Genomic DNA, 18,676 nt, shown 5'->3' on the forward strand with positions numbered 1-18,676 from the left:
CGACGCGACACCGATCAGCCCTCCGGTGAGCAGGTGTCTCGGATGAGCCTGACACCGGCGATGTGGCAGCGAGTGCGTGACGGCGTCGGCCCCGACGGCGCTGCCGTCGACGACGTGGCAGTGCAGGAGCGGGGCGCCCTCGGAGCCCACCGGGTCGCCGAGACCCGAACGGCCCTCGCGGCCCGGGTGCTCGGCGCCGGCCCACTCGACCCCTGGCTCGCCGAGCCCGAGGTCACCGACGTGGCCGTCAACGGCGACGGGCGCATCTGGGTCGACCGTGGGCGCGGCATGGAGTGCGTCGGTGGGCGACTGGCGCCCGACGAGGCCCGCGGGCTCGCCGTGCGGCTGGCCGGCCTGGCCGGGCGCCGCCTCGACGAGGCGAGCCCGTGGGTCGACGGCCAGCTGCCCTCCGGAGCCCGGTTGCACGCGATGCTCCCGCCGCTCGTCGCCGGCGGCCCGCACATCACCATCCGCGTCCCGCCTAGTCGTCCCGTGTCGCTGGAGGAGCTCGGCGGCAAGGGCATGTTCCCGCCGGAGTGGGAGCCGGTCCTGCGGGCCGTCGTCGCGAGGCGGCTGGCCTTCGTGGTCTCCGGCGGCACAGGCGCCGGCAAGACGACCCTGCTCGCCGCGCTGCTCGGCTGCGTCGAGCCCCTCGACCGGCTGCTGGTCGTCGAGGACGTGCGAGAGCTGAGCGTGGACCACCCCCATCTCGTCCGGCTCGAGGCCCGTCCGGCCAACGTCGAGGGCGTCGGCGAGGTGACCCTCACGACGCTCGTCCGGCAGGCGCTGCGCATGCGGCCCGACCGGATCGTCGTCGGTGAGGTTCGCGGAGCCGAGGTGCGCGAGCTGCTCGCCGCACTCAACACCGGCCACGAGGGCGGCTGCGGCACGGTGCACGCCAACGCACCCGGCGACGTGCTCGCCCGGTTCGAGGCCCTGGGTGCCCTGGCAGGCATGGGTCCCGAGGCGGTCCGGGCGCAGCTCGCCGCCGCCATCGACCTCGTCGTGCACGTGACCCGCCACCGGGGTGAGCGCCGCATCGCCTCGGTGGCTGCGCTCTTCCGCCGTGACGGCGAACCACAGGTGGTGACGGCACTCGAGTGGGACGGACCTGGGCAGGTCCCGCGCGTCGGCGCGGGCTGGCCCGCGGTGGCTGCCCGGCTCGGTCTGAGGGCTGACCTGCTCGCCCACCTGAGACCGGTGGAGGAATCGTGACCGTGCAGGGTGCCGCCGTGGCCGCATCGGCCCTGGTGGCATCGGCGCTGGTCGCCGCTGCGGTCCTGCTGTGGCCGCGCCGCAGGTCCGCTGGGAGCGCTTTCGTGGACGCCTGGTCGGTTCCGGTCCCGGGGAATGACTCGGGAGGTCCCGCCCGCACCGTCAGCCTCTGGCACGAGGACCCGGTCGACCTCTACCGGCGGTGGCGGCTGCGGCGCAGGCCCGGGGTGCTCGTCGACGACGTCCTCGAGCTGCTGCGTGGCATCGGCCCGGCGCTCGAGGCCGGGTTGACGCCGAGCCGCGCCATCGACCTGGCCGCCACCTCCACCCTGGGCGCCGAGCGAGTCGCCGCCGCGAGGGGTGCGGTGCGGGCTGCTCGTGCGTCTCGCCGGTCCACGTCAGGGCGTTCGGGAGCCGATGGCGCCGCTGCGCCTGCCGCCGACATCGACCGGCTCGTGGGCGACCTGCTGGAGGCGAGCGACCGGGCCGAGGCGACCTCCCCGATCTGGGCCGGGTGGGCCGAGCGCAGCGCCTCAGCAGACCTGCGACTCGTCGCCGCCGCCTGGCGACTCTCGGAGACGACGGGTGCGCCGCTCGCCTCCGCCGTGGACCGCGCCGCCCGCGGCCTGCTCGATGCTCGAGCCAGGCGGGGCAAGGTGGCCGTCGCGGTCGCCGGCCCGAGAGCCACGGTCACCGTGCTCACCCTGCTGCCGCTGACCGGACCGCTGTTCGGGCTCGCCTGCGGTGTCGACCCGGCCAGCCTCTATCTCGACTCGCCGCTCGCCACTGCGTGCGCCGGTGTCGGCCTCGGACTGGTGTGGACCGGCCGCGTCTGGTGTGCGCGCATGATCCGGCGGGCGGTCGGTCCGTGAGTGGGTGGGATCTCGTCGCGCGCCTGCCCGACGGCGGTGTGCCGACAGTCCTGGCTGCGGGGCTGGTCGCCGGCGCCGTGCTGGTCCTGCTGGGCGGTCGAGAGGCCTCCGGGGCAGCCCCGGCCGGTGGTTCAGGACAGGACCCCGTGGCTCCCACGGACGAGCGAGCTGCGCAACGTCGCCGACGTCGGTTGGCTGCGCACCTCCGTCCGAGGGACGCCGGTCAGCGGCGTGCAGGCGAGTCCGAGGTCGCGTCGGCGCTGGCCCTGCTGGCGTTGGCGTACCGCTCCGGCCTGCCCACGTGGGACGTCCTCGACGCCGTGGCGGACGGGATGCCCGGACCGGTGGCCACGGACCTGCAGCAGGTCGCCGCCGCCCTGCGGTGGGGAGGCACGGAGAGCGAGGCGTGGACGTCCGTCGGGCCGACGTGGGCTCCGGCCGCGAGAGCGGTGGCGGTCGCCCACCAGGCCGGCGTACCGCCCGGTCCGATGCTGCTGGCCGCCGCGGACGACCTGCGCGGCGCGGAGCTGGAGCGGCTCGAGGTGTCGGCCGCGAGGGTCGGGGTGCGGCTCGTCGCGCCCCTCGGGCTCGTGCTCCTGCCGGCCTTCTGCCTCACGACGGTGGCGCCACTCGTGATCGCGCTCGCCGGCGACCTGCTGGAGGGATGAGGCGCCCCCACTCCCGACGGCCGCGCTCGGCCGATGGTCTCGGTCGCCGGCGCCGCTTGCATCCGCTCCGTTCCCGGCCACCCCCTGGTCGGAGGCGCCCTCAGCACCCCACACGTCCCGGGCGCCCGCCCGGACCAAGAGAAGGAGAACCCATGACCCACAAGCTGATCCGTCGCCTCGGCCGGCCGCGCGACACCGGCATGACGACGGCGGAGTATGCCGTCGGCATCATGGCCGCGTGCACGTTCGCTCTCGTGCTGCTCGGCGTGGTCAAGTCCGATGCGGTGAGGAGCGCCCTCGCGGGCATCGTCCAGAGCGCTCTGGGAATCGCGGGGTGAGGAGCCGCCCGAGCCGGTCCCGCACCCGACGGGACCGCGGGATGGTGACGGCGGAGCTCGCCGTCGCCATCCCGTCCGTCGTCCTCGTCCTGGCACTGTGCCTCGTCGCGGTCAAGGCCGGTGTCGACCAGATCAGGTGCGTCGACGCCGCGCGCATCGCGAGCCGATCCGCTGCCCGAGGGGACGACGTGGGCACCGTCAGGGCCCTCGCCGCTCGGGCTGCCCCCGACGGCTCTCGGGTGCAGGTCGACGCCGGAGTCCAAGGAGTCCGCGTGACCGTCTCGGTCCGGACCGGCGGGTGGGGCGCCCTACCCGGATGGGACCTCAGCGCCACGGCGGTCACGCCCGTCGAGGCGGCGCCATGAGGTGGGGCACCGCCGTGACGCGCCGGGAGGCCCACCAGCAGACCCACCGGGACGACCGTGGTGCGGCGACGGTGCTGCTGGTGTCCGTGGTCGCCGTGGTGCTCGCGCTGACGGCCGGAGGTCTGGTCCTCGTCTCGGCGGTGGTCGCCAGTCATCACGCCCGGCTCGCGGCCGACCTCGGCTCGCTCGCCGGTGCGTCCGCGATCCAGGACGGCCTCTCGGAGGCTCAGGCCTGCGGCGTCGCGCGGCAGGTGGCGCACGCCAACGGTGCTGTCTCGCAAGGGTGCACGGTCACAGGCCAGGATCTCGAGCTCCAAGTCACGGTGCGCCCGGCCTTGTGGCCCGAGCCGGCCGTGGCGCGCGGACGAGCGGGACCCGAGCGATGACATCGGGCGCCGGCGCCATCAGTGGAGGGGCTGCTCAGCGGTTGTGCCAGGCGTCCGGTGCCGCGAGCAGCTGGCGCACCCGGTCCGGCAGGTCGCCGGTCCGCAGGTCCTCCAGCGACGTGTCGTCCAGCACCTCTCTGAGGCTCGCGCGGACCGCGACCCAGAGGCTCGGGAGGTGAGCCGCCACCCCCTGGTACTCCGTCTCGTGCGGCCGCAGGCCCCGGACTTCGGCGAGCGGTCCGTCGACGGCCCGGAACACGTCCGCCACGCTGATGTCCTTGCTCGGCCGTCCCAGCACGTAGCCGCCCTGGGACCCCCGGCGGCTCACCACCAGGTCGGCGCGGCGCAGGTCGGCGAAGATCGCCTCCAGGAACTTGCGCGGAAGCTCCTGCCGAGTCGCGAGGGCATCGATGCTGATCGGCGCCGACTCCTTGGCCGCCGCGTCGGCAAGGATGAGCATGGCCCTGACTGCGTAGTCGACCCGCGCCGAGATGTCCACCCTCGCAGTCTGCCGCACGAGCGCGCCCGGGCTCACGCGACCCCACCGCGGGGGCGGGCCCCGTGCGCAGATCAGCCCGCACACGGCACACGACGCCCGGAAGCTACGGGTACTACCGCGGACGAGTTGTCCCGGGCAGTGCCGGGGGACAGCACTGCCCGGGACGTTCAGATGGCGACCGGCTGAGCGTCGATGACGCTCGACCGTCCGATCGCGCGGGCCTGCACGGTCTCGCCGGGCTGCAGCTGCAGCCCGGCGGCGTCGTGTCGGGAGACCTGGGCCGCGAACCGCTCGCCGGTGTCGGTCCGAAGCTCGACGCGGACCTCGAACCCGAGGGGCACGACCCGCTCCACCACGGCGGGCACGACCCCGGGTGAGCCCGGGACCTCGGCGTCCAGGGCCAGGGCCGTGGCACGGTCGCGCTCGAGCACGATGTCGTGGGGCCGCACGAGCTGGTCCCCGAGCCGGGCCACCGAGCCGAGGAAGCCCATGACGAAGTCGTTGGCGGGCCGCTCGTAGAGCGACACCGGGTCGCCCACCTGCTCGATGCGCCCCTGGTTGAGCACCGCGATGCGGTCGGCGACGTCGAGCGCCTCCTCCTGGTCGTGCGTCACGAGCACGGTGGTCACGTGGACCTCGTCGTGGAGGCGGCGCAGCCAGTGCCGCAGGTCGGTGCGCACCTTCGCGTCGAGCGCACCGAACGGCTCGTCGAGCAGCAGCACCTGCGGGTCCACGGCGAGGGCGCGGGCCAGGGCCATGCGCTGGCGCTGGCCACCCGAGAGCTGTGCCGGGTAGCGGTGGCGGAAGCCCTCGAGGCCGACGATCTCGAGCAGCTCGCCCACCTTCTTGTCGATCTCCGCCTTGGGGCGCTTGCGGATCGAGAGGCCGAACGCCACGTTGTCGCGCACCGTCATGTGCTTGAACGCCGCGTAGTGCTGGAAGACGAAACCGATGCCACGGCGCTGTGGCGGCTCGTCGGTGACGTCCCGGCCCTGGATCGTCACGGATCCGGAGTCGAGTGCCTCGAGCCCGGCGATTGAGCGCAGCAGGGTCGACTTGCCGGAGCCGCTCGGGCCGAGCAGGGCCGTCAGCGAGCCCTTGGGGATGTCCAGGCTGACGTCGTCCAGGGCCGCGAACGTGCCGAACCTCTTCCGGGCGTTGGTCACGGTGATCATCGGTCACTCCTCTTGCGGTCGAGCACGGTCATGAGCAGCAGCACGACGAGCGCGATGCCCATGAGGAGGGTCGCGGCGGCATACGCGCCGTAGGTGTTGTGGTCGTCGATGTAGCGGGAGTGCACGAGCAGGGTCAGCGTCTGGGAGACCCCGGCGAAGCCGGAGGACACCATGATCACCGCGCCGAACTCGCCGAGCGCCCGGGCGACGGTGAGCACCACGCCGTAGGTCAGGCCCCACCGGATGGCCGGGAGGGTGATCCGCCAGAAGGTCTGCCAGCGGCTGGCCCCCAGCGTCGAGGCGGCCTGCTCCTGGTCCAGGCCGATCTCGTGGAGCACCGGCTCCACCTCGCGGACGACGAACGGCAGCGTCACGAAGATGGTGGCGAGGACCATGCCGGGCAGGCCGAAGATGACCTGAAAGCCGGCCCGGTCGAGGGCTCCGAACCAGCCGGCCGAGCCCCACAGCATGATGAGCGCGACGCCGACGACGATCGGTGAGACCGCGAACGGCAGGTCGACGACGGCCTGGAGGACGCCGCGCCCGCGGAACCGTCCTCGCACGAGCGCGAGCGCCGTCGCCACGCCGAAGACGACGTTGACAGGCACCGTGATGGCCACGATCAGCAACGACAGGTTCAGGGCCGCCCGAGCTGCCGGCGTCGAGACCGAGGCGAGGAACTCCCCCAGGCCGGGTGAGAAGGTGCGCCACAGGATGATGGCGATCGGCATGCCGACGAGGGCGAAGAGGTAGCCCAGGGCGACGGTGCGCAGCGAGAGCCGCGTGGCGCGAGAGACCTTCATGAGTCATCCTCCTCACGGCGCCGGCTCCGGCTCGACAGGACACGAAGCACGAGCAGGGTCACGAACGCGATGGCCAGCAGCGCCACCGAGACGGCAGCCGCCGCCTGCGGGCGGTCCACCTCGATCTGCTGCTGGATGTACTGCGACACGACCTGAGTCTCGTGCGGGATGTTGCCGCCGATGAGCACGACGGAGCCGTACTCGCCGATCGCCCGCGCGAACGCGAGTCCGGCGCCGCTGATGATGGCGGGAGCCAGAGCCGGGAGCACGATGCGGCGGAAGGTGGTCCAGCCCCTGGCCCCCAGGGAGGCGGCGGCCTCCTCGACCTCGCGGTCCGTCTCGATGAGGACCGGCTGCACCGATCGGACGACGAAGGGCAGCGTCTCGAAGAGCAGTGCGACGATCAGGCCCCAGCGGGTCGCGTTGAGGTGCACCCCGATCGGGCTGTTGGGACCGTAGAGAGACAGCAGCACGATGCTCGTGACGATGGTCGGCAGGGCGAACGGCAGGTCGATGAGGGCGTTGACCGCCCGCTTCCCGCGGAAGTCGTCCCGCACCAGCACCCAGGCGACCAGCGTGCCGAGCACGGCGTTGACCAGGGCGACCACGGCCGACACCAGCACGGTCACCTTCAGGGCCGCCAAGGCGGCCGGGGACGTGATCGCCCGCCAGAGACCGGCCAGGCCCTCGTCGAACGCGGCCACCGTGAGCGCCGCGAGCGGCAGCAGGACGATGACGCTGAGCCACAGCGTGACCACGCCGACGCCGAGTGGACGGGCCAGACCGATGCGCCTGTGCGAGCTGGGCGTCGGTGGGACGTCCCGCTCGGCACCCGTTGACGGAGTCGAGGGGGTCGAGGGATCGGGGTGGGACGAGTCTGCGTCCGGTCTGCCGGCGGGCCCCAGGACCTGGGGCCCGAGGGCCAAGGACGTCGCCATCACGGCGCGCCCGGGCTGGTGTGCGGTCATGGTCACCTCCCTCTCGAAGTTCGCCCCTGCAGCACGTCGGGGCTCACTGGGTGGCCTGGTCGTAGATCTTCGCGATGTCACCCACGTCCTTCTTGAAGAGCGTGCCGTCGACGGCCTTCCACCCGCCCAGGTCGGCGATGGTCCAGAGCTTCTGGGGCGCCGGGAACTTCGAGGCGTACGCCGCCGCGACGGTGGGGTCGACGGGCCGGAAACCGGCCTCGGCGAGCAGCTTCTGGGCCGGCGCCGTGTAGAGGAACTCGTTGAACGCCGTGGCCTTCGCCACGTTCTTGCTGCCCTTGAGCACCGCGGTCGGGTTCTCGATCTTGAACGTCTGCGGCGGGGTCACGTGCTGGACCGGGTCGCCGTTCTTCTCGATGAAGAGCGCCTCGTTCTCGTAGCCGAGGAGCACGTCGCCGCTGCCTTGGAGGAAGGCCTCCGTGGCCTCGCGCCCCGACTTCGGCTGGATCTTCACGTGCTGGCTGACGAGGGACTTGATGTAGGCCAGCCCAGCGGCCTTGTTCGTGCCCCCGTCGCTCTTGGCGGCATACGGCGCCAGCAGGTTCCACTTGGCAGAGCCCGACGAGAACGGGTTGGGCGTGACGACCTCGACGCCGGGCTTGAGCAGGTCGTTCCAGTCGTGAATGCCCTTGGGGTTGCCCTTGCGGACGACCATGGTCACGACGGACCCGAACGGGATTCCCTTGTGCTCGTTGGCATTCCAGTTCGAGTCGACGAGGCCGGCGTCGACGAGGCGGGTCACGTCGGGCTCGACGGAGAAGTTGACGAAGTCGGCAGCAGCGCCGGCGGCGACCTTGCGGCTCTGGTCGCCCGAGGCGCCGTAGCTCTGCTGGAACTGGACGCCCGACCCGGCCGGGGTCTTCTGGAAGGCCGGGATGAGGACGTCGAAGGCGACCTTCGGCACGGAGTAGGCGTAGAGGTTGACCGTGCTGGTCGGGGCTGCCGCGGCGGTGGACCCGGGCTGGGCGACTGCGTCGCTGGCGCCCCCGCCACCGCAGGCGGTCAGACCGAGCGTCCCGGTCACGGCGAGGGTGATGACGAGAAGAGCTGGACGGCGCATCGACGGGCTCCTGACACGTGTGACGGGCGGGCGCAGAGAGTGACAGGCCCTGGAGAGCGGCTGCTTTCCTACTGGAAGGGTAGGACCGTTTCCTACTTTCCATATGGGAGTTTGAGGAAATGCGTCCGGGTGCGCCAGCCCGGGACGGTTACGTCTCAAAGTCTGGGCCCGCTCGAACGTGCGCCGGCACGTCGTGGTCGAGGGGTCAGGGGGTCAGGCGGTCAGCAACCCGTGCCCGCGCACCGCAGGGTGAGGTCGAGCAGGGCCACGGCGCCGGCCTTGTCGAGCGGCTCGTTGCCGTTGCCGCACTTCGGCGACTGGATGCACGACGGGCAGCCGGTGGCGCACTCGCACGAGGCGATCGCGTCGCGCGTGGCGCCCAGCCACGCACGGATCCGGCGGTAGCCGCGCTCGGCGAAGCCGGCGCCTCCCGGGTGCCCGTCGTAGATGAGGATCGTCGGCAGGCCGGTGTCCGGGTGCAGGGCCGTCGACACCCCGCCGATGTCCCAGCGGTCGGCCGTCGCGAAGAGCGGGAGCATCCCGATCGCCGCGTGCTCGGCCGCGTGGGCGGCGCCCGGTATGCCGTCCTCCGCGACCCCGGCCGCCGCGAGCTCCTCGACGGGCATCGTCCACCAGACGGCCTTGGTGGGCAGCGACCGCGGCGGCAGGTCCAGCGGGTGCTCGCCGAGCACCTCCCCACCGGGCAGGCGGCGCAGGAAGGAGGTGACCTGGTTGCGCACGGTCACGTGCCCGAAGGAGCACCGCAACGGCCCCCAGTCCTCGTGCTCGAGCTCGTGGACGATCTGGAAGTCGCTGACCGACTGCGCCTGCGTGGTCCATCCCGGGTCGCCGCGGACGGCGAAGGCGGCGTGGTCGTCGAGGTCGAGCTCGGTCACCACCCAGGTCTGTCCCTGGTGCAGGTGCACGGCCCCCGTGTGCACCTGCGAGTGGGCCGCAGCGTCGTCGACGGTGCCGACGACGCGCCCGGTGCGCGTCTCGATGATGCGCACCGGCTCGCCGGCGCCGCGCAGCGACAGGTGGTCGGCGGGCCGGTCCTCACGTCCCCAGAACCAGCCGCGCGGCCGCTTCTTGAGGATGCCGCGGGCCACCAGTGCGTCGAGCAGGCCGCGCGTCTGGGCTCCGAAGATCGCCACGTCGGCCTCGGTCACCGGCAGCTCGGCAGCGGCGGCCGCCAGGTGCGGGGCGAGCACGTGGGGGTTGTCGGGGTCGATGACCGTCGCCTCGATCCCGCGGCCGAAGATCGCCTCCGGGTGGTGCACGACGAAGGTGTCGAGCGGGTCGTCGGCGGCCACGAGCACCGCCAGCGACCGCGCCCCGGACCGGCCGGCCCGGCCCGCCTGCTGCCACAGCGACGACAGCGTGCCTGGCCACCCGGCCAGCAGCACGGCATCGAGCCCGCTGACATCCACTCCCAGCTCGAGCGCGTTCGTCGCCGCCAGCCCTAGCAGCTCCTTGGACCGCAGGGACTGCTCGAGCTCGCGCCGCTCCTCGGGCAGGAAGCCGCCGCGGTAGGCGGCGACCCGCCCCTCGTCGGTGACCGGCACCCGCTCCTTGGCGATGCGGGCGACGACCTCGACGCCGGCTCGGGAGCGGGCGAAGGCCACCGTCTGCACCTGCTCGCGCACGCACCCGGCCAGCAGCTCACCCGTCTCGGTGATCGTGCTGACCCGTTGCGGCTGCCCGGTCTCGTCGACGAGCAGCGGCGGCTCCCAGAGGGCGAAGGTCATCGGCGCGCGGGGCGAGCCGTCCCGCGTCACCGGGGCCACCGGCATACCCAGGAGCCGCGAGGCGTGCTCCTCCGGGTCGGCCACGGTCGCGGACGCGAAGACGAAGGTCGGCTCCGCGCGGTAGCGGGCGGCAACCCGCCGCAGGCGGCGCAGGACCGCGGCCATGTGGGCGCCGAAGACCCCCTTGTAGACGTGGCACTCGTCGACGACGACGTAGCGCAGCGCCCGCAGGAACGAGCTCCACCGCTCGTGACCCGGCAGGAGCGAGTGGTGCAGCAGGTCAGGGTTGGTGAGCACGAGGTTGGCGTGGTCGCGGATCCAGCGCCGCTCGTCGGTCGGGGTGTCCCCGTCGTAGGTGGCCGGCCGCACCGCGGGCAGTGCCAGCCGGTCGATGCGGCTGAGCTGGTCGGCGGCCAGCGCCTTGGTGGGGGAGAGGTAGAGCGCCGTCGCCCCCCGGCCGTTCGGGGCCCCGGCCCCCGCGGTCAGGTCGGTGAGGATCGGCAGGTGGTAGCCGAGGCTCTTGCCCGACGCGGTGCCGGTGCTGACGACGACGTGCCGACCGGCGTGTGCGGCCTCCGCGACCTCGACCTGGTGCGACCACGGGGCCTCGATCCCCGACGCGAGCAGGGCGCCGAGCAGCGTCGCGTCGACCCACTCCGGCCAGTCGGCGTGGACGGCCGCGCGGGCCGGGACCTCGTGGACGTGCACGAGGCGTTCGGGGTGGTCGCCGACGAGCGTGCGGAGCAGGTCCTCCGGCACGGTTCGCATCGGCGTGGGCTCCCCGTTCATGTGGAGCAACCGTATGCCGTCGGGGTACGGTTGCCGTCGAGCGGGGGGCATGTTACTCCGTAGTCAGCAACGCAGGTGGAATCGTCGTCCGAGCAGTTGGCGAGGCGACGCAAGGACCGGTCCGTAGCCACCTCGCACTCGTAACCATCTAGCCAGTGTGGGCACAGGAAGGGGCACAGGTGGATCTCTCGATCACCCGAGCCGACCATGGCGAGCAGACCGTGGTGCACCTCGGCGGCGAGATCGACGTCTACACCGCGCCGGTCGTGCGCGAGAAGCTGGACGAGCAGATCCAGGCCGGGCGCACCAACCTCGTCGTCGACCTCACCGACGTCACCTTCCTCGACTCGACCGGCCTCGGGGTCCTGGTCGGCCGGCTCAAGCTGGCCCGCACCCGCGGCGGTTCGATGCGCCTGGTCGGCAGGGACGACCGGGTCCTCAAGGTCTTCGCGATCACCGGTCTCGACAAGGTCTTCGAGATCCACCCGGACCTGCAGTCGGCGCTCGCCGCCGGGCGCGCCGGGGCCGGCTCGAACGGCACGGGCGAGGGGTCCTGAGCGACACGCCCGTCGTCGACGAGCGTCTCCTCGCGCTGCTGCGCGCGGATCTCGCGGCGGCCCACTTCACCGTCGACGGGGTCGCCGAGAGACTCGGGCCGGTGGCCTCGGCGGCGCTGCACCGTGAGCAGCCCCTGCCGGCGCTGCTCGCGACCGAGCCGACGGCGACCGCCACGACAAGCGACTCCTGTGGCGTCCTCGTCCGCCTCTTCACCCTCGGCCGCCGCGTCGGCGCGGCGGCGCTCGCCTCCGCCCTGCCGACGCTCGGGGTCGAGGGGGCCGTGGCCCTCGGGCTGGTCCGCCTCGAGGGTGGCCCTGCCGGCTTCGGCCCCGTCGGGGCCGCCGACGGTCCGAGCGCGGCCGGCGCAGACCGCACGGTCGTCGCCACGTGCGACCTGCGGCCCTACGGCGACGACGCGCACGACTGGTGGGTCGCATCGGACCTGTCCGAGGTGGCCCTCGGCGGCCCGCTGCGCGCCGACCACGTGCTCGGCATCGGCGGGGCCTCCACCACCCTCGCGTCGTGGACGGTCCGCCGGCCCGTCGAGCGGGCCCTCGACCTCGGCACCGGCTGCGGGGTGCAGGCGCTGCACCTGACGGGCCACGCCAGCTCGATGGTGACCACTGACATCTCCGAGCGAGCCCTTGCGTATGCCGCCTTCAACCTCGCGCTGGCCGCCTCCGAGGAGCCCGGCGCCGTCCCGCCCCTCGAGCTGCTCCGCGGCGACCTGCTCGAGCCCGTGGCGGGGCAGCGGTTCTCGCTCGTGGTCAGCAACCCGCCGTTCGTCATCACCCCGCGCGACGAGGACCTGACGCTCTACGAGTACCGCGACGGCGGCCGCGCCGGCGACACCCTCGTCCGCTCGCTCGTGCGCCAGGTCGGGACGGTGCTCGAGCCCGGCGGCGTCGCCCAGTTCCTTGGGAACTGGGAGGTCCCGGCCGGGCGCACGTGGCGCGAGGTGTGGGGGGAGTGGCTCGACGAGCAGGCCCGCGAGGGCGTGCCGCTGGACGCGTGGGTCGTGCAGCGCGAGTCGCAGGACCCCGCCGAGTACGCCGAGCTGTGGGCCCGTGATGGCGGCGCCCAGCCGGGCAGCGAGACCCACTCGAGGATGTATGCCGCCTGGCTGCGCGACTTCGCCGCCCGCGACGTCGAGCGGGTCGGGTTCGGCATCGTGACCCTCCAGCGCCCGGCGACCGACCGCGCGCCCTGGCGCTCGCTCGACGAGGCGTATGGCCCCGTCGCCGCACCCATGGGCCCCACGGTCGACGCGGGGCTGCGCGCGCGGACCTGGCTCGCCGAGCACTCGGACGACGAGGTCCTCGGCGTGGCGTGGTCGTGCGCGCCCGACGTCACCGAGGAGCGGCACGGCAGGCCGGGCGCGGAGGACCCGAGCGTCATCCTCGTCCGGCAAGGCGGCGGGCTGGGGCGGGTGGTGCGGGCCGGGACGCTGCTGGCGGCATACCTCGGGGTCGCCGACGGCGAGCTGACGGCTGCAGCTGCCCTCGACGCCATCGCGACGGTGCTCGACCTCGACCCGGCGGCGGTGCGTGCCGAGCTGGTCCCGCAGCTTCGCGACCTCGTCGCCGACGGCCTGCTCGTCTGACCACTCCATCTCTAGGTCACAGCTGGGTCGCTCGGTAGCCGTCCCATCACGTACCAGGCGTCCCGAACGCTCCCAAACTGACGTCCGGGCCCCTCGATCGAGAAAATTCGCAAAGCGGTTGTGAGTGAGTGCTCACTCATTCATGATGGACGGGTGCCCACCCACATGGACCGAGCGGCGGCGCCGCACTCCACCCAACGGACGCAGCGGGCCAGCCAGCGGCGCGCAGCCCCGATGGACCCCGACGAGCGGCGCGACGCCCTCATCGACGTCTTCCTCCGGCTCGCCCATCGCGAGGGCCGCAACCCCACGACGAGCGAGATCGCCCAGGAGGCCGGCGTCGCGGAGGGCACCATCTTCCGGGCCTTCCCGACCAAGGAGGTCCTCGAGAAGGAGGCCGTCCAGACGGCCTTCTGCCCGGCCCCCGTCCGGCGGCGCATCGCGGCCATCGACCCGGAAGGGTCGCTGCGCGAGCGACTCGTCGACTTCACCCGCATCATGCAGCTGCGCTTCACCGAGGTCTTCGGCCTGATGGGCGCCCTCGGGCTGACCCAGCCGCCCGACCGCGGGCTGCACGAAGCCTGCTACGAGGCGGGGCGGCACCTGCGAGGCTACGCCGACCACGAGGAGCACGAGGCCGCGCACCAGCCGCTGCTCGACGCGATCCACGACCTGCTCATCCACGACGAGGACCGCCTCGTCGTGCCCGGCACCGAGGTCATCCACCGCATCCGGCTGCTCACCTTCTCGGGCAGCCACCCCGGCATCGCCGACGGCAAGGTGCTGACGCCGGAGGAGGTCGTCGACACGGTCCTGTTCGGCCTCGTCCGTCGTGACGGCACCGACGAGGAGGCGCGACCATGACGAACCGGTTGGCCCCCACCCCGCGCGAGTCCCCAGCGTCCTTGCGCGACCCCTTCTCCAACGACCGCCGCCCGCACACCACGCTCCGAAAGGCACGCTCATGCTGATCCGGCTGCTCCGCAGTCACCTGCGCCCCTACCGGGGCCAGATCGTGCTCATCGTGCTGGCGCAGCTGGTCAGTACGATGGCCTCGCTCTACCTGCCGAGCCTCAACGGCGAGATCATCGACCAGGGCGTGGCCAAGGGTGACACCGGCTACATCGTCAGCACTGGCGGCCTGATGCTGGTCGTCAGCCTCGTGCAGATCGCCGCCTCCGTGAGCGCCACCTACCTCGCGGCCAAGGTTGCCATGGGGATGGGCCGCGAGGTGCGCGGCAACGTGTTCGGCAAGGTCGTCGAGTTCTCCGCCCAGGAGGTGACGCGCTTCGGCGCCCCGACGCTCATCTCGCGCAACACCAACGACGTCACGCAGGTGCAGATGGTCGCCTTCATGGGCTTCGCCCTGCTGGTGACGACGCCGATCATGATGGTCGGCGGCATCATCATGGCGCTGCGCGAGGACGTTGGGCTCTCCTGGCTCGTCGCCGTCGCGGTGCCGCTGCTCGGCCTCTTCGTCGGCCTCGTCGTGTCCCGCATGCTGCCGTGGTTCGGCCGGATGCAGACCTCGCTCGACGGCGTCAACCGCGTCATGCGCGAGCAGATCACGGGCATCCGCGTGGTGCGTGCGTTCGTGCGCGAGGCGCACGAGGAGGCACGGTTCGCCGAGGCCAACGGGCGGCTCACCGACGCCGGCCTGCACGTCGGCCGCCTGATGGCCCTGGTGTTCCCGATCGTGATGTTCATCTTCAACGTCTCGACCGTCGCCGTCATGTGGTTCGGCGCCAAGCGCATCGACTCGGGTGACATGCAGATCGGCGAGCTGACGGCGTTCCTGTCCTACCTCGTGCAGATCCTCATGGCCGTCATGATGGCGACGTTCATGGCCACGATGATCCCGCGCGCCTCCGTGTCGGCCACCCGCATCCAGGAGGTGCTCGACACCGACTCGTCGGTCGTCGAGTCGGTGCAGCCGCTGCGGCTGCCGTCCGGCTCGGCCGGGCTCGAGCTGGTGGGGGTCGACTTCCACTACCCGGGCGCCGAGGCGGCGGTCCTGCACGACGTCAGCTTCCGCGCCGAGCCGGGGCGCACGACCGCGATCATCGGCTCCACCGGCGCCGGCAAGACCACCCTGCTCGGCCTCGTGCCCCGCCTCTTCGACGCCTCGAAGGGGAAGGTGCGCGTCGGCGGGGTCGACGTGCGCGACCTCGAGCTCGACGAGCTCTGGAGCAAGATCGGGCTCGTCCCGCAGAAGCCCTACCTCTTCACCGGCACCGTGGCGAGCAACCTGCGCTACGGCAACCCGGAGGCCACCGACGACGAGCTGTGGGACGCCCTTCGGATCGCGCAGGCCTCGGACTTCGTCCAGGCGATGGGCGGGCTCGAGGCCGCCATCGCCCAGGGCGGCACGAACGTCTCGGGCGGCCAGCGCCAGCGGCTCGCCATCGCCCGCGCGGTCGTCAAGCGGCCCGACATCTACCTGTTCGACGACTCGTTCTCGGCGCTCGACCTCTCGACCGACGCCCGGCTGCGCCGGGCCCTGCGGCCGGCCACGTCGCGCAGCACCGTCGTCATCGTGGCCCAGCGCGTCTCGACGATCGTCGACGCCGACCACATCCTCGTGCTCGAGGACGGCCGCATCGTCGGCCAGGGGACCCATGACCAGCTCGTCGACTCCTGCGAGACCTACCGGGAGATCGTCGAGTCGCAGCGCAGCGCGGAGGAGGCGGCCTGATGGCCGAGGGAGTCAAGACGGCCGAGGAGAAGGCCGCCGAGAGCCGGCGCGGACCGGCCCGCCGTGGTGGGCCGCCGCACCTGGCCCTCGGCCAGCCCACCGAGAAGTCGCTGAACTTCGGGCCGTCGGCCAAGCGGCTGCTCGGCCGCCTGCGGCCGCACCGGGCCAAGGTCGCCCTCGTGCTGGTGCTGGCGGTCGTGAGCGTCACCCTCAGCTCCGTCGGCCCGAAGATCCTCGGACGGGCCACCGACCTCATCTTCGCCGGCGTCGTCGGGCGCACCATCAAGGCCCCGCCCGGCACCACGAAGCAGCAGGTCATCGACGCCCTGCGCCAGCAGGGGAAGACGACGTATGCCGACCTGCTCGGCAACGTCGACTTCACCCCGGGCCGGGGCATCGACTTCGACGCCCTCGGGCACGTGCTCCTGCTCGTCATCACCCTGTTCGTCGTGGCGTCGCTGCTCATGTGGGCCCAGGGCTGGATCCTGCAGGGCGTGCTCCAGCGCACGATGTACGACCTGCGCCAGGAGGTCGAGGCCAAGCTCAACCGGCTCCCGCTGCCCTACTTCGACAACCAGCCGCGCGGCGAGGTGCTGAGCCGCGTCACCAACGACATCGACAACGTCAACCAGTCCCTGCAGCAGACCCTGTCGCAGCTGCTCAACTCGCTGCTGACGGTCGTCGCGGTCCTCGCCATGATGTTCTGGATCTCGTGGGTGCTGGCCCTCATCGCTCTCGTCACCATCCCGATCTCGGTGGTCGTCACGAGCCTGATCGCCAAGCGCTCGCAGAAGCTGTTCGTCCAGCAGTGGCGCAACACCGGCGAGCTCAACGGCATCGTCGAGGAGACCTTCACCGGGCACGGCCTCGTCAAGGTCTACGGCCGGCAGAAGGAGACCGAGGCCAGCTTCAGGCAGAAGAACGACGAGCTCTTCGGGGCCGCGTTCGGCGCCCAGTTCATCAGCGGCATCATCATGCCGGTCATGATGTTCGTCGGGAACCTCAACTACGTCGTCATCGCCGTCGTCGGCGGCCTGCGGGTCACGTCGGGCACGATGAGCCTCGGTGACGTGCAGGCGTTCATCCAGTACTCCCGGCAGTTCACCCAGCCGCTGACGCAGGTCGCCTCGATGGCCAACGTGCTCCAGTCCGGGGTCGCCTCGGCCGAGCGCGTCTTCGAGGTCCTCGACGCCGACGAGCAGGAGCCCGACGCCGTGTCGCCAGCGCGCATCGAGGACCCGCACGGAGCCGTCGCGTTCGAGGACGTGTCGTTCTCCTACACACCCCACAAGCCCCTGATCGAGGACCTCGACCTGTCGGTGCGGCCCGGCCAGACCGTCGCCATCGTCGGTCCCACCGGGGCCGGGAAGACGACCCTCGTCAACCTCGTCATGCGCTTCTACGAGCTCGACGGCGGCCGGATCACCCTCGACGGCGTCGACATCCGCGACCTGACGCGCCACGACCTGCGCTCGCGCATCGGCATGGTGCTGCAGGACACGTGGCTCTTCGGCGGCACGATCCGCGACAACATCGCATACGGCCGCCCGGGCGCCACCGACGAGGAGGTCGTGGCCGCCGCGCGGGCGACGTTCGTCGACCGCTTCGTGCACTCGCTGCCCGACGGCTACGACACGGTGCTCGACGACGAGGCGTCCAACATCTCGGCCGGAGAGAAGCAGCTGGTCACGATCGCCCGCGCGTTCCTGTCCGACCCGGCGCTGCTCATCCTCGACGAGGCGACGAGCTCGGTCGACACGCGCACCGAGCTGCTCGTGCAGAAGGCCATGGCCGCGCTGCGGTCCGACCGCACGAGCTTCGTCATCGCGCACCGCCTGTCGACGATCCGTGACGCCGACCTCATCCTCGTCATGGAGGAGGGCCGCATCGTCGAGAAGGGCTCGCACGCCGAGCTGCTCGCCGCAGGTGGCGCCTACGCGACGTTGTATGCCGCCCAGTTCACGGGTGCGGCAGCCGACCTCGACGAGGGGGCGGGGGCTCCCGCACGCCCGGACGGCATGCCTGCCCTGGCCGGCGTGGGCGCAGCGGCGCCCGGCCCCACGGGAGGGCCCGGCGTGCCGGCGCCCGACGACGCCCTGTCGTCCGATGTCACCGCCGACTGACACGCGCCCGGCCCGGACCTGTAGGGACAACCGGGCCGGAACGAACCCGCATCTCGGCGCATGAGGGCGCCGGGGACCGTTCGTTCCGGCCGGTCGACCCGGTGCTGCGGGTCAGGGTTCGAGCAGGACGGCTCCGGGGCCGCGCTCGGCGAGCCGGTCATCGGGGTTGTTGAGAGCACAGGCGGACAGGCTCAGGCAGCCGCAGCCGATGCACGAGTCCAGCTGGTCGCGCAGCCGCTCGAGGCGCCTGATCTGCTCGTCGAGGCGACCCCGCCAGGCGCGGGATAGCCGGGCCCAGTCGCGCGCCGTGGGGGTGCGTCCCTCTGGAAGGCCGGCCAGGGCGGTGCCGATCTCGTCGAGGGTCAGGCCGACCCGCTGGGCCGCGCGGATGAAGGCGATGCGCCGGATCGTGGCCCGCTCGTAGCGCCGCTGGTTGCCCGCGGTGCGGATCGAGCTGATCAGGCCGAGCTCCTCCCAGTACCGCAGCGCCGAGGGCGCGACACCGGAGCGTTCCGCGACCTGCCCGATGCTCAGCGCGGACATCGGTGCCCTCCTGGACCCGGGTGCTCTCCGAACGAGGTCGTGGACGCCCGCCCCGCGCGTGGCCACCACACCCGTGACGACGACGGCGCGCGCCAGCTCCACCGGGGCGTCGTCGAGGGCCGATGGCTCACGTCGCACACCCTAGGTCTCGTCCGCGCCGATCGCCACCGCCCGAAGGTGGGCCGGCCGCCACCGCCCGAAGGTGGGCCGGCCGCCCGACCGAGGGCGTATGCCGTGGGGCCGCCGCCCG

At 72.5% G+C, this 18,676-nt stretch carries 18 protein-coding genes; 11 read left to right on the forward strand and 7 right to left on the reverse strand.

Translation table 11 applies throughout. The features are described from left to right. Nucleotides 1–42: 42 nt before the first annotated feature. The 6 genes from LQK93_RS11685 to LQK93_RS11710 all read left to right on the forward strand — a co-directional run bounded on the left by LQK93_RS11685 (nucleotide 43) and on the right by LQK93_RS11710 (nucleotide 3,844). Nucleotides 43–1,215, forward strand: a complete 1,173-nt coding sequence (locus LQK93_RS11685; protein ID WP_374967956.1) for a TadA family conjugal transfer-associated ATPase — start codon at nucleotides 43–45, stop codon at nucleotides 1,213–1,215. After that, nucleotides 1,212–2,087, forward strand: a complete 876-nt coding sequence (locus tag LQK93_RS11690) for a type II secretion system F family protein (protein WP_374967957.1) — start codon at nucleotides 1,212–1,214, stop codon at nucleotides 2,085–2,087. Before LQK93_RS11685 ends, LQK93_RS11690 begins: the two co-directional genes overlap by 4 nt. Next, nucleotides 2,084–2,755: a type II secretion system F family protein gene (locus tag LQK93_RS11695; RefSeq protein WP_374967958.1), complete on the forward strand. Its 672-nt coding sequence runs from the start codon at nucleotides 2,084–2,086 to the stop codon at nucleotides 2,753–2,755. The genes LQK93_RS11690 and LQK93_RS11695 overlap by 4 nt, the downstream gene beginning before the upstream one ends. A gap of 152 nt (nucleotides 2,756–2,907) precedes the next feature. Then, nucleotides 2,908–3,093, forward strand: coding sequence for a DUF4244 domain-containing protein (locus LQK93_RS11700; RefSeq protein WP_374967959.1), 186 nt, complete (start codon nucleotides 2,908–2,910; stop codon nucleotides 3,091–3,093). Then, on the forward strand, nucleotides 3,090–3,458 hold the full coding sequence (locus tag LQK93_RS11705; RefSeq protein WP_374967960.1) for a TadE family type IV pilus minor pilin: 369 nt from the start codon (nucleotides 3,090–3,092) through the stop codon (nucleotides 3,456–3,458). The genes LQK93_RS11700 and LQK93_RS11705 overlap by 4 nt, the downstream gene beginning before the upstream one ends. After that, a complete protein-coding gene (locus tag LQK93_RS11710) occupies nucleotides 3,455–3,844 on the forward strand; it encodes an Rv3654c family TadE-like protein (RefSeq protein WP_374967961.1) in 390 nt (129 codons plus the stop codon). Before LQK93_RS11705 ends, LQK93_RS11710 begins: the two co-directional genes overlap by 4 nt. Nucleotides 3,845–3,878: 34 nt before the next feature. Here the strand turns inward: LQK93_RS11710 and LQK93_RS11715 are convergent, their stop codons facing one another. From LQK93_RS11715 to LQK93_RS11740, 6 genes are all read right to left on the reverse strand, one after another. Beyond that, nucleotides 3,879–4,343: an RrF2 family transcriptional regulator gene (locus LQK93_RS11715; RefSeq protein ID WP_374967962.1), complete on the reverse strand. Its 465-nt coding sequence runs from the start codon at nucleotides 4,341–4,343 to the stop codon at nucleotides 3,879–3,881. Nucleotides 4,344–4,510: 167 nt separating this feature from the next. Beyond that, nucleotides 4,511–5,518, reverse strand: a complete 1,008-nt coding sequence (locus tag LQK93_RS11720; protein ID WP_374967963.1) for a sulfate/molybdate ABC transporter ATP-binding protein — start codon at nucleotides 5,516–5,518, stop codon at nucleotides 4,511–4,513. Next, nucleotides 5,515–6,321 (reverse strand): sulfate ABC transporter permease subunit CysW, encoded by an 807-nt coding sequence (cysW, locus tag LQK93_RS11725; RefSeq protein WP_374967964.1) that lies wholly within the window; start codon nucleotides 6,319–6,321, stop codon nucleotides 5,515–5,517. Before cysW ends, LQK93_RS11720 begins: the two co-directional genes overlap by 4 nt. Next, nucleotides 6,318–7,289, reverse strand: coding sequence for a sulfate ABC transporter permease subunit CysT (gene cysT / locus LQK93_RS11730; protein WP_374967965.1), 972 nt, complete (start codon nucleotides 7,287–7,289; stop codon nucleotides 6,318–6,320). Before cysT ends, cysW begins: the two co-directional genes overlap by 4 nt. Before the next feature lie 43 nt (nucleotides 7,290–7,332). Continuing rightward, nucleotides 7,333–8,367, reverse strand: coding sequence for a sulfate ABC transporter substrate-binding protein (locus LQK93_RS11735; protein WP_374967966.1), 1,035 nt, complete (start codon nucleotides 8,365–8,367; stop codon nucleotides 7,333–7,335). A gap of 221 nt (nucleotides 8,368–8,588) precedes the next feature. Next, on the reverse strand, nucleotides 8,589–10,904 hold the full coding sequence (locus LQK93_RS11740; RefSeq protein WP_374967967.1) for a DEAD/DEAH box helicase: 2,316 nt from the start codon (nucleotides 10,902–10,904) through the stop codon (nucleotides 8,589–8,591). A 179-nt stretch (nucleotides 10,905–11,083) separates the two neighbouring features. Here LQK93_RS11740 and LQK93_RS11745 point away from each other — a divergent pair, with 179 nt between their 5' ends. From LQK93_RS11745 to LQK93_RS11765, 5 genes are all read left to right on the forward strand, one after another. Then, nucleotides 11,084–11,461, forward strand: coding sequence for an STAS domain-containing protein (locus LQK93_RS11745; RefSeq protein ID WP_374971492.1), 378 nt, complete (start codon nucleotides 11,084–11,086; stop codon nucleotides 11,459–11,461). After that, complete coding sequence (locus LQK93_RS11750) at nucleotides 11,458–13,065, forward strand: methyltransferase (RefSeq protein WP_374971493.1); 1,608 nt, start codon at nucleotides 11,458–11,460, stop codon at nucleotides 13,063–13,065. Before LQK93_RS11745 ends, LQK93_RS11750 begins: the two co-directional genes overlap by 4 nt. A 153-nt stretch (nucleotides 13,066–13,218) precedes the next feature. After that, on the forward strand, nucleotides 13,219–13,929 hold the full coding sequence (locus tag LQK93_RS11755) for a TetR/AcrR family transcriptional regulator (RefSeq protein ID WP_374967968.1): 711 nt from the start codon (nucleotides 13,219–13,221) through the stop codon (nucleotides 13,927–13,929). A 100-nt stretch (nucleotides 13,930–14,029) separates the two neighbouring features. Next, nucleotides 14,030–15,760, forward strand: a complete 1,731-nt coding sequence (locus LQK93_RS11760; protein WP_374967969.1) for an ABC transporter ATP-binding protein — start codon at nucleotides 14,030–14,032, stop codon at nucleotides 15,758–15,760. After that, a complete protein-coding gene (locus LQK93_RS11765; protein ID WP_374967970.1) occupies nucleotides 15,760–17,883 on the forward strand; it encodes an ABC transporter ATP-binding protein in 2,124 nt (707 codons plus the stop codon). Before LQK93_RS11760 ends, LQK93_RS11765 begins: the two co-directional genes overlap by 1 nt. Before the next feature lie 111 nt (nucleotides 17,884–17,994). On the opposite strand, the gene soxR is transcribed toward LQK93_RS11765, so the two are convergent. Further along, entirely contained in the window at nucleotides 17,995–18,426 is a 432-nt protein-coding gene (gene soxR / locus LQK93_RS11770; RefSeq protein ID WP_374967971.1) for a redox-sensitive transcriptional activator SoxR, read from the reverse strand. Nucleotides 18,427–18,676: the final 250 nt, after the last annotated feature.

The organism is Terrabacter sp. BE26, assembly GCF_041941675.1.
Lineage (GTDB): Bacteria > Actinomycetota > Actinomycetes > Actinomycetales > Dermatophilaceae > Terrabacter.

Coding starts and splice junctions, on each gene's coding strand:
- LQK93_RS11740 (WP_374967967.1), bottom strand. CDS start 10,904: ATGAACGGGGAGCCCACGCCGATGCGAACCGTGCCGGAGGACCTGCTC.
- LQK93_RS11700 (WP_374967959.1), top strand. CDS start 2,908: ATGACCCACAAGCTGATCCGTCGCCTCGGCCGGCCGCGCGACACCGGC.
- LQK93_RS11760 (WP_374967969.1), top strand. CDS start 14,030: ATGCTGATCCGGCTGCTCCGCAGTCACCTGCGCCCCTACCGGGGCCAG.
- LQK93_RS11720 (WP_374967963.1), bottom strand. CDS start 5,518: ATGATCACCGTGACCAACGCCCGGAAGAGGTTCGGCACGTTCGCGGCC.
- LQK93_RS11735 (WP_374967966.1), bottom strand. CDS start 8,367: ATGCGCCGTCCAGCTCTTCTCGTCATCACCCTCGCCGTGACCGGGACG.
- cysT (WP_374967965.1), bottom strand. CDS start 7,289: ATGACCGCACACCAGCCCGGGCGCGCCGTGATGGCGACGTCCTTGGCC.
- LQK93_RS11685 (WP_374967956.1), top strand. CDS start 43: ATGAGCCTGACACCGGCGATGTGGCAGCGAGTGCGTGACGGCGTCGGC.
- cysW (WP_374967964.1), bottom strand. CDS start 6,321: ATGAAGGTCTCTCGCGCCACGCGGCTCTCGCTGCGCACCGTCGCCCTG.
- soxR (WP_374967971.1), bottom strand. CDS start 18,426: ATGTCCGCGCTGAGCATCGGGCAGGTCGCGGAACGCTCCGGTGTCGCG.
- LQK93_RS11765 (WP_374967970.1), top strand. CDS start 15,760: ATGGCCGAGGGAGTCAAGACGGCCGAGGAGAAGGCCGCCGAGAGCCGG.
- LQK93_RS11710 (WP_374967961.1), top strand. CDS start 3,455: ATGAGGTGGGGCACCGCCGTGACGCGCCGGGAGGCCCACCAGCAGACC.